Source organism: Priestia sp. AB (assembly GCF_028369225.1).
GTDB classification, from domain to species: domain Bacteria; phylum Bacillota; class Bacilli; order Bacillales; family Bacillaceae_H; genus Priestia; species Priestia megaterium.
The window spans coordinates 55,303-67,129 of the sequence record NZ_JAQMYN010000001.1; the positions used below are offsets into that span (position 1 = coordinate 55,303).

The following is an 11,827-nucleotide window of genomic DNA, read 5'->3' on the forward strand; positions in this document are numbered from 1 at the left end:
AGTGAGTATAAGACCTTTCTTAGTGTATACTGTCACTTGCTTCTTTTCAATTCTATCATTATTATCAGTATGTAACATTAAGTATCGGAGGCAAACGTATGTCTGATTCAAAATTGTTAAGAGGGACCTTTGTGCTAACGCTTGGCACTTATGTATCCCGAATCTTGGGAATGATTTATTTATTTCCATTTGCGATCCTTGTTGGAACCGTAGGGGGAGCACTGTTTGGTTACGGATATAACCAATATGCTATTTATTTAAGTATTGCTACAGCCGGTATGCCAATGGCCGTATCGAAATTTGTATCAAAATATAATGCACTCGGTGATTACTATACGAGTAGAAGAATGTACCGGGCCGGCATGAAATTAATGCTTGTCACAGGAATACTTGCATTTTTACTTTTATATTCGTTAGCTCCTGTTATGTCTAGAATTACACTGGGAGGTTCTGATTTAAATAACTCCTTAGAAGATGTAGTAATGGTTATGCGAATGGTTAGTGTTGCGTTAATTGTAGTACCGATGATGAGTTTAATGCGAGGATTTTTCCAAGGTCACCAGTCTATGGGACCAACAGCTGTTTCACAAGTAGTTGAACAGCTTGTGCGGGTTGTCTTTTTATTGGCATCTACCTATATCGTCATCAAAGTTGTCCATGGAAGTCTTGCATTAGCCGTTGGATTTGCTACGATGGGGGCTTTTGTAGGAGCTCTTGCTGGACTGGCTGTATTAATTTGGTACTGGAAAAAACGAAAGCCTTATCTCGATAAAATGGTGAACGAGCAGACGGTAACGCCTACGCGTATTTCTACCGTATCCATTTTTAAAGAGCTGCTTACGTATTCATTGCCATATGTCTTTGTCAGCTTGGCTATTCCGCTTTATCAGTATGTGGACCAATTCACATTTAACCGTGCAATGGTAGCGGCTGGACAAAAAGAAATAGCAGAGTCAATGAACGGAATTGTTCAGTCTTATGTTCCAAAGCTTGTGATGATTCCCGTTTCATTAGCTACTGCGTTCGGTTTGACTCTTGTACCAACGATTACACGTTCCTTTGTGAATAAAGATTATAACGTACTGCAAAAGCAAATTGACCAAACATATCAAACGATTATGTTTCTTGTGCTGCCAGCATCTGTAGGATTAATGGCTTTAGCTGGCCCAGCCTATACGTTTTTCTTTGGAACAGATGCATCGGATGCGGGTGGAAATGTCTTGCTTTACTATGCACCGGTAGCTTTATTGTTCTCATTTTTTACGGTGAATGGAGCTATTTTACAAGGCATCAACAAACAAAAATATGCTGTTTTAAGTCTATTATTTGGATTGATTGTGAAAATTGTCGTGAACGTTCCATTTATTCTTATGTTCCACGAGATTGGTTCAGTTTTAGCGACTGCACTAGGCTATATCGTATCTCTTGTTTATATGTTTGCGCTTATTCAAAAACACGCAAAATATAACTACAGTGAGTTTATAAAACGCTCTGTGCTTATTCTCATCTTTGTTGCGATTATGGGAATCAGCGTAAAATTTGTCGCAGCAGTGATTGGTCTGTTTACAACGCCAGGACGATTCTCTGCCACTGTTATTACAATTATAGGAGCAGCAGTAGGCGGCCTTATTTACTTTATTATTACTTATCGTTCAAGCCTGCTTGAAAAAGTAATGGGAGCGAGGGTAACTGGTGCAATTGAAAGAAAGATACTGCGCCGAAATAAACAGCGCAGTGCCTAAGTAAGAAGATGACTCGTTAGAGTCATCTTCTTTTCAAAAAAGAGGAGGATATTACATGCGTTTGGATAAATTGCTTTCTACCATTGGGTACGGAAGCCGAAAAGAAGTTAAAGGTCTTTTAAAGACTGGAGCTGTTAAGGTAGACGGTTCAGCAGTTAAAGATGCTAAGGTCCACGTTAATCCAGATGAACAAGAAATCACTGTGCATGGCGAAGCCGTTTCTTACCGAGAATTTGTTTACTTTATGCTTCATAAGCCTCAAGGCGTCATATCAGCAACAGAAGATTCTCTTCATGAAACAGTTTTGGACTTACTTGAACTTGACGATGCTGTGTATGACCCATTTCCGGTAGGGCGTTTAGATAAAGATACAGAAGGGCTCTTGCTGCTGACGAATGACGGTCAGCTTGCACATCAGCTGCTATCTCCTAAAAAACACGTTCCTAAAACATATTTTGCAAAAATTAATGCACCGGTGACTGAAGAAGATGCTGAAGCATTTAGACAAGGTGTCACTCTTGATGATGGATATGTAACAAAATCAGCAGAGTTAAAGATACTAACAAGCGGTGTGGAATCAGAAATTGAATTAACGATCGTTGAAGGGAAATTTCATCAAGTGAAGCGTATGTTTGAAGCAAGAGGAAAAAAAGTAACGTATTTAAAACGTTTATCTATGGGAGCTTTGCTGTTAGACGAGTCGTTAGATTTAGGAGAGTATAGGGAGTTAACGGAAGAAGAACTAGCTTTATTGCAAAAATCAAATGCCTAAGAAGAGGCGAAAGAAAAAGGAACCTAAGTCTAAAATGGTTCCTTTTTTTGTCCACTTTGTTAGACAAGTGAAACATTTCACGTTAAAGCACTTAAACGAGTACCAACTCTGCTTGACGTGCAAATGGAGCGGGGGACTATGCACTCGTCCAAGTCTTGACTTTCTACTGCGTAGAATTTTATCTCTATATATAAATCACTTACTACCCTTGAAATAAACTTACTAGGATGACATCTTGACCTTCTTTTGCGTAGTCGTCCATGTACCGCGACTTGGGCTGCGAACTAAATCATTATATGCTAACACATTCAAGTCACGCTGAATGGTTCTTGGTGTAATACCAAATTCGTCTACGAGCTCTTGCGTTGTAACTGTTCCATTTTTACAAATGAACATATAGACCGATTTGATACGAGTTAGCATTCGATTAGTTGAAGGTTTCAAAAAACCACTTCCTTATTCGTTTTTCGTAAGGCACAACTTCTTTATAACTCTGAGATGTCAAGCACTATTTCAGTCCTTATTCTTATTGTACACAAAATCGACAGAAAAATAAAAGAGAAAACGCAAATTAACACAATATTTACAAAAAATGATATAAATATGTAATCCTTTCGTAACATCTCCTTCCTCTATTTGCACATTTTTTATAGTATATGTAAACAATAAACAAATAGAATCCGTTTTTATCGATTGTGCCTACAATTTATTTCCCGGAATTTTGACTCTGTAAACCTTTGATATGAAAGGAAAGAGACAATTATTTCTTTCTATATAAAGGTATGATAAAGTTAAATTTACCAATAGTAATGATAGATACAATCTGTAAAAGCAGGAAAAGGAGACAAACAGATGACGGCAATTAATTGGAAAGAGGAAGTTCAAAAAAGAGAAGCTGAAATTCTAGCTGAGACGCAGCGTTTTTTACAAATTAAAAGTGTTTTGACAAGCACAGAAAAACAAGAAGAGCCATTTGGACCTGGAATTGCTCAAGCGCTTGACTTTCTTTTAAATAAAGGAAAAAATGACGGGTTTTCCGTCAAGAACGTAGACGGATATGCAGGTCATATTGAAGCAGGAGAAGGGAAAGACCTTCTTGGCATTCTTTGTCACGTAGACGTTGTTCCTGAAGGAGACGGGTGGTCGGTTGATCCATACGGCGGTGAAATAAAAGACGGGAAAATTTTTGCTAGAGGAGCAATCGATGACAAAGGCCCGACGATGGCTGCTTATTATGCAATGAAAATTGTGAAAGATTTAGGGCTTCCTCTATCTAAACGGGTTCGAATGATCATTGGAACGGATGAAGAAAGTGACTGGAGATGTGTGGACCACTACTTCAATCATGAAGAGATGCCAACTATGGGGTTTGCGCCCGATGCCGATTTTCCTATCATTTTTGCTGAAAAAGGCATTACAGACGTAGAAATTCGCCAGCAGCCACTTGAAGGAACAAAAGGAAGCATTCAGCTTACATCATTTGTCTCTGGGCGACGCTACAATATGGTTCCTGATCTTGCAACAGCTGTTCTTGAATTCCATAGTGAAACGGATATTAAAAATAAATATGATCAATTTTTAAAGGATCAGTCTTTAAAAGGTTCAATAACAGAAAAGAGCGGTGTATACACACTTACTTTAGAAGGCGTTTCAGCACATGGCAGTGTGCCTGATAAAGGGAAAAATGCTGGACTTATGCTTCTTCGCTTTTTACACACATTAGAACTTGATGAACAAGCTAATCAGTTTGTAGGTTATGCAAATGCGTATTTAGTCCAAGATGCACTAGGAGAAAAAATGGGCTTAAATCGCAAAGATGAGGTCACGGGTGATTTAACGATAAATGTTGGAATCATGTCTTACAATCAAGAAGAAGCGGGGCACTTTGGTTTAAACATTCGCTATCCTGTATCAGCTCATATTGACAATATTATTGATACGATTAAAGAAAAAAGTAAATCTTATCAAATGACCATCAAACATTTTACAGATTCTAAACCACATCATGTCGATCAAAAACATGAGCTTATTCAAACGCTTCAAAAGGTTTACCAAGAACAAACAAATGAAGAACCTACACTTATTTCAATTGGAGGAGGAACGTATGCCAGAGCATTGGAAGCGGGTGTGGCATTTGGACCTCTTTTCCCAGGCCGTGAAGAAGTAGCACACGAAAAAGACGAGTACATGGTAATTGAAGATTTACTTCGTGCAACAGCTATTTATGCACAGGCTATTTACGAATTAGCTAAATAAAAAAAGCGAACGCCTTTGCGTTCGCTTTTTTATTATTCAAATGAGAACAGGTCACTTGATAAATAACGTTCACCTGTATCGCACGCAATACATACGACCACTTGATCAGGAGATAATTTTTTGGCTACCTCGATAGCAGCATAGCACGCAGCGCCAGATGAAGGACCGACTAAAATTCCTTCTTCAGAAGCCAAGCGTCGCGTAATATCGTAGGCTTGTTCATCTTTAATTTTTGAAATTTCGTCGTAAACATCTACATTAAGCGTATCAGGAATAAATCCAGGGCTTGTTCCTACAAGCTTGTGCTTCCCAGGTCTTCCTCCAGATAATACAGGAGACCCGGCTGGTTCCACAACATGAACGGTCATATTTGGGTAGTTTTCTCTTAGTACTTCACCAGTTCCTGTAATCGTTCCGCCTGTTCCAGCAGTAGCAACAAAAGCAGATAGGTCTTTGCCTAACTCGTTCATTGCCTCGATAATTTCTTTAGCAGTCGTTTTTCGATGAGCGTCAGGGTTTGCATTATTTTCAAACTGCATGGGCATAAATGCATTTGGAATTTCTTTTGTAAGCTCTTCTGCCTTGCGAATTGCTCCTGGCATTTTCTCATCGCCCGGTGTTAGAACAACTTCAGCACCATATGCTTTTAACAAGTTAATTCGTTCTTGAGTCATGGTATCTGGCATAACTAAAATAGAACGATAACCTCTTGCCGCTGCATTCATTGCTAAGCCAATACCTGTATTTCCGCTCGTTGGTTCAATAATAGTAGAATTTTCATTGAGCAAGCCTGCTTTTTCAGCTTCCACGATCATATTAAAAGCAGCACGGTCTTTCACACTACCGCTTGGATTAAAAAACTCTAGTTTTAAGTAAACGGATGCTCCATCTGCAGGTTGAAGACGATTCAACTTAACAAGAGGTGTCTCTCCAATCAAATCAGCCATATTGTTAACAACTTTCATTTTTCTCATCCTTTTCTTATAAAAATTCTCTGTATTGTTTCTATGATAACACAAATTCTTATTTTTTAAGCACATGACAAATTTTCAGAAAAACCTCTCTATTTCATCCGAAAAAACCTTTAAAATAGATCTAGCTCTTTTTGAACATAACCAATTGGGGAAAGATAATAAAAAGAAAAGGAGAGATTTGATGAAAGGCGATAAACATTATTTTATTGGAATCAACGTGCCTGTATCCATTGCACATCAGGCAGAAAATTGGGCAAAGGAATTAATACCTTTTCCTTTCAAACAATGGACATACTCTGACGATTATCATATAACGCTACAATTTTTAGGGTTTTTAGATGACAAAAAGGAAAAGCTGATTACGCGCTTAAAAGAAGTAGCCTCCCGTCATTCAAGTTTTTCGCTGCAGACAGGTCAGTACGATGTGTTCGGTGCGTATAACAAGCCTAGAGTGCTTTATGTAAGCCTTAGGCCAAATGATAAGCTTATGAATCTGCAAAGGGATATACAGGCCGTATGGGAAGATCTAAGCGGCCTGTACGAAAAACGTCCTTATCGTCCTCATATTACGATTGCAAAGAAGTGGGGAGGGGAAGCCGGACTTTTGGAAGAACAGTTAAAGCAAACGTCGATTGTAGAACAGTTTCAAGTAAGTTCGTTTGCCCTTTTTGAAGTTCATCCTGCTAGCAAACCTAAATATAAAAAAATACTATCTTTTTCCTTGCAGTCACAGTAGCATATGAACATACAAGCATGGAGAGCGGTTATTTAAAAATCGCTCTTATCAAAGGAAAGAAAACGCCGATGATAATAGAGAAATCATCGGCGAACAAAGTTTTAGAGGAATTTTAATTAGGGGATTGATGTAAACGTGGCGCAGCTACTTAAGGTGCAGGATTATATTTCCCGTTATGAAAAAGACGTTTATCACTACACGTCTCAGTTTAATCACTTAAAAAAGCATAATTGGAAGAAAGCAAAGCAATTATTTGAAGAAGGGCTATTACATGAGCCGCCTGTACAAGAAGAAACGAAAGATCAACGTTCATTTTTGCAAAAGGCAAAAGAGCGGTTTACAAGAAAAAAAGAAACGTGTGAAGTGGAAGAAGCGTTCTCTAGCGATAGCGTGGAAAATCAAGAGCTATTGAGGTTCACAACTCTTCCACAAACAGCGGAAGACTTGAAAATATTGTTTTTAGAAAATGTATTTGATCTTCAAATGAAATGGGCTACATCCACTTTATTTGAGTTCTCACAAGCAGATCGTAAATATTACCATGATGAAGCTCTCCGTTATTTTATTCAGCGCTTTCCTGATACGTGTCTCGTGATGTACAAGCCTGTTTTCATGATTAATAAAGCTCCGGTAGAAGGAGATATCGTTATTGTTACTCCAACGGAAACCCTCTGTATTTGTTTAATAGAAACATATAAAAGCGCTGTTTTTCAGTATTCAAAAGAAAATTTTTGGACAGAGTTAAGAGGAAGAGATCAAAAAAAGATATTAAATCCTTTAATTGGGTTAAATCGAACGGAGCAAATTGTCCGAAGCATCTATCGTACTCACGATATTGAACATAACGTAAAGAAAATATTACTGAGCAGAAATGGATATATTGATTACGCTGCGGAGCCTTATCAGGTTGAATTTGTAGATGCTAGAAAGTACGAAGAGTGGTTTTATGAACTTAGGAAATCTAAAGCACCTTTAAAGTTTAAGCAGATGAAAGCAGCTCAAGTATTGCTCGAACACAGCCAGAGTATTTATTTTGGCCGGGAATTCGAAGCAGGTGAATAATACGAACATTCAAGCTATGAAAGTGCTTTCGTTTTTGCGTTTACTACATATAATGCTACTAAAGAGGTAATTGGCATAAGGAGGAGAAAAGGATGACTGGTGATAATAAGTTTCAAGCTTATTTAGATCAAATAGATCGTATTACTCTTTTAGTTCCAACTTCTTATCATGAAGGTCAAATTGATTTTTTTGTGATTAAAAGTACACAAATGCATGAGACCATCTCTATTGAAAACGTACATGAATTAGAAGGTTTTATCAAATATGAAGGCAAGGTTGAAGGTAGCATAGAAATTGGACAGTCGTACGTTATCTGTGATAATTACGGAGAGAAAGTTCCGCTGCAGGTAGGGGCTGTTATACGAACCAAAGAGTTTGATGAGAGATTTTATTATAATCAAAATGATTTGGGTGCAGCCTTTTATTCAGATCATATTATGATAAAAATTTGGGCCCCGACTGCATCAGCAGTGATTTTAAAATTAATACATGCAAACAGCGGCAAAGAAGAACTGTACGTCATGGCTCGTCAAAGAAAAGGCGTATGGGAAAAGAAACTTCCCTTAGATAAAGAAGGGTATTATTATCGATTTTTAATAGATGTAAACGGCCGGACAAATGAAGCGGTGGATCCTTATGCCGTTGCAGCTACAGCAAATAGTGAATATGGAGTTCTGATAAATCTTCATACAGTTTATGTTCATCCCCATGAAAAGCCACCTTTCCTTCAGCCAACGGATGCCGTTATTTACGAAATGCACGTTCGCGACTTTTCTATTCACCCTTCAAGCGGGATGGAAAAAAAAGGCACGTACCTAGCTGTTACTCAATCAAGCGGGCAGCCAGGCAAAACAACAGGTCTTCATTATTTAAAAGAGCTAGGAGTGACCCACCTTGAATTTCTTCCTATTAACGACTTTGGCGGAGTAGATGAATTAAACCCTCATGCTTCTTATAATTGGGGGTATAATCCATTGTTGTTTAATGTACCAGAAGGAGGCTACTCCGCTGACCCTTCAAATCCTGCCACTCGTATTGCTGAAGTGAAACAATTAATATCAACACTTCATCAACAGGGATTCCGTGTTATTATAGATGTAGTTTATAATCACGTATTTGTACGAGAGGAATCACCTTTTGAAAAAATTGTTCCGGGCTATTATTTTCGACATGATGAGTTTGGGATGCCTTCGAACGGGACGGGAGTAGGAAATGATTTTGCTTCTGAACGGAAAATGGCGCAAAAGTTTATTATCGATTCAGTATTGTTTTGGATAAAAGAGTACGACGTTGATGGGCTTCGCTTTGACCTCATGGGGATTTTAGATATAGAAACGATGAACATCATTCGGGAAAAAATAAATGAAATTGATTCTACTATTTTGGTGTTTGGCGAAGGCTGGGATTTAAATACTCCTCTTCCCTATAATCAAAAAGCAATTATGGCGAATGCCCGCCAAACGCCTCAAATCGGCTATTTTAATGATCGCTTTCGAGATTCTGTAAAAGGAAGCACGTTTGATGTATATGAAAAAGGTTTTATCAGCGGAAATATTCATCAAAAAGAGACCGTGCAATCTGTGATAGCGGGGAGCATTCTGGATAAAGAAGACAGCCGGGCTTTATTTATAAATCCAGCACAATCAGTTAATTACGTTGAATCACATGATAATCATACGCTGTGGGATAAGTTAACGAATTCAAATGGAGAAGAAGACGAAGACACTCGTAGAAGTCGTCACCGACTTGCTACTGCTATTGTACTTCTTTCGCAAGGCATACCGTTTCTTCATAGTGGTCAAGAGTTTTACCGCACTAAACAAGGCGTAGAGAACAGCTATAATTCACCCGATGATATTAATGCACTTGATTGGAATCGACGGATCAAATTTTCTCCTGACGTGAATTGGGTTCAAGAGCTGATTCGTATTCGCAAACAGCACGGTGCATTTCGCTTGGGAGATGCTTCAGCGATTAGGCAGCATGTCTCTTTCCTAAATACGCCGCAATCCGTTATTGGCTATTGCTTATCAAACGTATTGGCTTACGGTCCGTGGAAGAATATTATTGTGTTTTTTAATCAAGGCCTAATGGAACAAAAAGTAGTTTTGCCAGAAGGACCATGGAAAATAGCACTTGATCATTGTAAAGTATATAAAAATGGGTATCCTACTATAGAGGATAATGCTATAAACGTTTCAAAGCTTAGCGTTCTTATTTTATTTCAAACGTAATTATTGTCTTCAACCACTTGACGAAAAAAGTATGATGGAGATAATATTTATAAAGGATGGCTATTGATACATATCCTCAATAGCCGTCTTTTTTATTTACTAAGAAAATAACGTCATGATGTCTTAATAGATTGCTTTATTGAGTGAAATTTTTAAACGAAATGTGTGTGTTGAAATTGAAGGTGAATTGGTTGGAAGATATATTAGGAAGCGAATGGGAAATTACTCCTGCTGGCGGAGCGACAGGAGAAGCTTATTTTGCAAAATTTCAAGACCGAAAGCTTTTTTTAAAGCGTAATTCATCACCTTTTTTAGCAGTATTGTCAGCTGAAGGAATTGTACCGAAGCTCGTGTGGACAAGACGAATGGAAAATGGAGATGTGATCACAGCTCAGCACTGGCTAGATGGTCGAGAATTAAAACCAAAAGATATGAATTCGAGTCGAGTGACAGAATTGCTTAGTAAAATTCATCATTCAAACGAGTTATTAGATATGTTGAAAAGGTTGGGGAAAACACCGCTTCTTCCCGAAGACGTGCTAGCCGATATTGTAGAGAATGTGGACGAGCGACTTCAAAAAGAAAGTATTGTAGAGCAGGGAATCAGTTATTTACAAGCAGAGCTTCCGTCCGTTCAGACAGATAAATATGTTGTGTGTCACTGTGATGTGAACCACAATAACTGGATGCTTGGAGAGAATACGCAGCTATATTTAATCGACTGGGACGGAGCGATGATTGCAGATCCTGCTATTGATTTAGGTTTATTGCTTTATTGGTACATCAATCCATCTCAGTGGGAAGAATGGCTTGAGCATTATGGGGTTGAACTAACCGAGAACTTGAAAAAGAGAATGAAGTGGTATGTGATAAGTCAAACCATTTTATTCATTGAATGGCATCGTTCGAAAAATGAACATTCTGAAATGAATTACTGGCTTGAATATCTTCGGATTTTGCTCGTCGACGACATTCAAGCACAGTAGCAAAGATTATGACAAGGTAGATAGTTCTTGGACCCATTGTGATAAATTTTGTTGATTGGTTTGAATATGTTCGTCTAAATGAGCAGCACTTTTTGCATCTTGCGTGTATTTATACACGTTTTGTAGTGTTGCTTGTACGTCTGTGCTAGCGTATCCTTTTGCTAACATTGATTGAATTAAACGTTCAACCTGTTCACATTCCGCAACCGTTCCGCAGCAATCACTTTGATGATTAGATAAAATATCTTTTAATATATTCATTTGGTGTTCGGCATTTAAAGGCATTAAGCATCATCCTTTCTCGTATGATGCTCTTATTTTTTTCTATCTAAACACAATTATGCATGAGAATGTCGGTTGTTTCGAATAACCGACATTTTCAATGCGTCAAAATACATTAAAGAGGTGCAACATGAGATTACGAAACAAACCTTGGGCAAAAGATAAAATTGCTGAAAATCCCCAATACGTGGTTCCAAACCCAGCAGAGTATAAAGGGAACTGGAAAGAGGTTTTTGGAAACGAAAATCCTCTTCATATTGAAGTAGGAACAGGAAAAGGCCAATTTTTAGTAGGGATGGCTAAACAAAATCCGCATATCAACTATATTGGAATTGAAATGTATGAAAGTGTCATCTTAAGTGCTCTAGAACGATTGATTGAAGAAGAGCTTCCAAATTTAAAGCTGTTGAATGTAGATGCTAACCACCTTAGTGAGTTTTTTGCAAAAAATGACGTGGATCGCGTTTACCTCAATTTCTCTGATCCATGGCCAAAAAAGAGACATGCCAAACGCCGTTTAACATACAAAACGTTCTTAAGCATGTATGAAAACCTGCTGGTTGATGGTGGAGAAATTCACTTTAAAACAGATAATCAAGGGCTATTTGAATATTCATTGACAAGCTTTTCAGAATATGGGCTTCTTCTCAAATACATTAGCTTAGATTTGCATAAAAGCGATTTTGAAGGCAATGTTATGACGGAATATGAAGAGAAATTTTCACAAAAAGGCAGCCGTATTTATCGCTGTGAAGTAAAATACCTGAACGAAAAAGACTGAGT

Annotated in this window: 11 protein-coding genes; 8 read left to right on the forward strand and 3 right to left on the reverse strand. The window is 38.0% G+C overall.

Annotated features, from left to right (window positions below; all coding sequences use genetic code 11):
* Positions 1–98 precede the first annotated feature (98 nt).
* Both POF52_RS00290 and POF52_RS00295 read left to right on the forward strand, forming a co-directional pair.
* The gene (locus tag POF52_RS00290) at positions 99–1,742 is read left to right on the forward strand and encodes a putative polysaccharide biosynthesis protein (RefSeq protein WP_271989033.1); all 1,644 of its coding nucleotides are present in this window, start codon (positions 99–101) and stop codon (positions 1,740–1,742) included.
* Positions 1,743–1,797: 55 nt separating this feature from the next.
* The gene (locus tag POF52_RS00295) at positions 1,798–2,514 is read left to right on the forward strand and encodes a pseudouridine synthase (RefSeq protein ID WP_013085247.1); all 717 of its coding nucleotides are present in this window, start codon (positions 1,798–1,800) and stop codon (positions 2,512–2,514) included.
* 222 nt (positions 2,515–2,736) lie between these two features.
* Here POF52_RS00295 and POF52_RS00300 read toward each other — a convergent pair whose 3' ends face one another.
* Complete coding sequence (locus POF52_RS00300) at positions 2,737–2,958, reverse strand: DeoR family transcriptional regulator (RefSeq protein ID WP_013059517.1); 222 nt, start codon at positions 2,956–2,958, stop codon at positions 2,737–2,739.
* 408 nt (positions 2,959–3,366) lie between these two features.
* On the opposite strand from POF52_RS00300, the gene pepV reads away from it, so the two are divergent.
* Complete coding sequence (gene pepV, locus POF52_RS00305) at positions 3,367–4,770, forward strand: dipeptidase PepV (RefSeq protein ID WP_271989038.1); 1,404 nt, start codon at positions 3,367–3,369, stop codon at positions 4,768–4,770.
* 32 nt (positions 4,771–4,802) lie between these two features.
* Here the strand turns inward: pepV and cysK are convergent, their stop codons facing one another.
* The gene (gene cysK / locus POF52_RS00310) at positions 4,803–5,735 is read right to left on the reverse strand and encodes a cysteine synthase A (protein ID WP_271989040.1); all 933 of its coding nucleotides are present in this window, start codon (positions 5,733–5,735) and stop codon (positions 4,803–4,805) included.
* 190 nt (positions 5,736–5,925) lie between these two features.
* Between cysK and thpR the strand changes: the two genes are divergently transcribed.
* The 4 genes from thpR to POF52_RS00330 all read left to right on the forward strand — a co-directional run bounded on the left by thpR (position 5,926) and on the right by POF52_RS00330 (position 10,762).
* The gene (thpR, locus tag POF52_RS00315) at positions 5,926–6,480 is read left to right on the forward strand and encodes an RNA 2',3'-cyclic phosphodiesterase (RefSeq protein ID WP_271989042.1); all 555 of its coding nucleotides are present in this window, start codon (positions 5,926–5,928) and stop codon (positions 6,478–6,480) included.
* A gap of 135 nt (positions 6,481–6,615) precedes the next feature.
* Complete coding sequence (locus POF52_RS00320) at positions 6,616–7,542, forward strand: hypothetical protein (RefSeq protein WP_271989044.1); 927 nt, start codon at positions 6,616–6,618, stop codon at positions 7,540–7,542.
* A 92-nt stretch (positions 7,543–7,634) separates the two neighbouring features.
* The gene (gene pulA / locus POF52_RS00325; protein ID WP_271989046.1) at positions 7,635–9,776 is read left to right on the forward strand and encodes a type I pullulanase; all 2,142 of its coding nucleotides are present in this window, start codon (positions 7,635–7,637) and stop codon (positions 9,774–9,776) included.
* 191 nt (positions 9,777–9,967) lie between these two features.
* Positions 9,968–10,762 (forward strand): phosphotransferase family protein, encoded by a 795-nt coding sequence (locus tag POF52_RS00330; RefSeq protein ID WP_271989048.1) that lies wholly within the window; start codon positions 9,968–9,970, stop codon positions 10,760–10,762.
* 6 nt (positions 10,763–10,768) lie between these two features.
* Here POF52_RS00330 and POF52_RS00335 read toward each other — a convergent pair whose 3' ends face one another.
* Positions 10,769–11,047, reverse strand: a complete 279-nt coding sequence (locus POF52_RS00335; protein ID WP_013059510.1) for a YtzH-like family protein — start codon at positions 11,045–11,047, stop codon at positions 10,769–10,771.
* 127 nt (positions 11,048–11,174) lie between these two features.
* Here POF52_RS00335 and trmB point away from each other — a divergent pair, with 127 nt between their 5' ends.
* Positions 11,175–11,825 carry a tRNA (guanosine(46)-N7)-methyltransferase TrmB gene (gene trmB, locus POF52_RS00340; protein ID WP_013059509.1) on the forward strand — a complete coding sequence of 217 codons (651 nt, stop codon included), beginning with the start codon at positions 11,175–11,177 and terminating at the stop codon, positions 11,823–11,825.
* Positions 11,826–11,827: the final 2 nt, after the last annotated feature.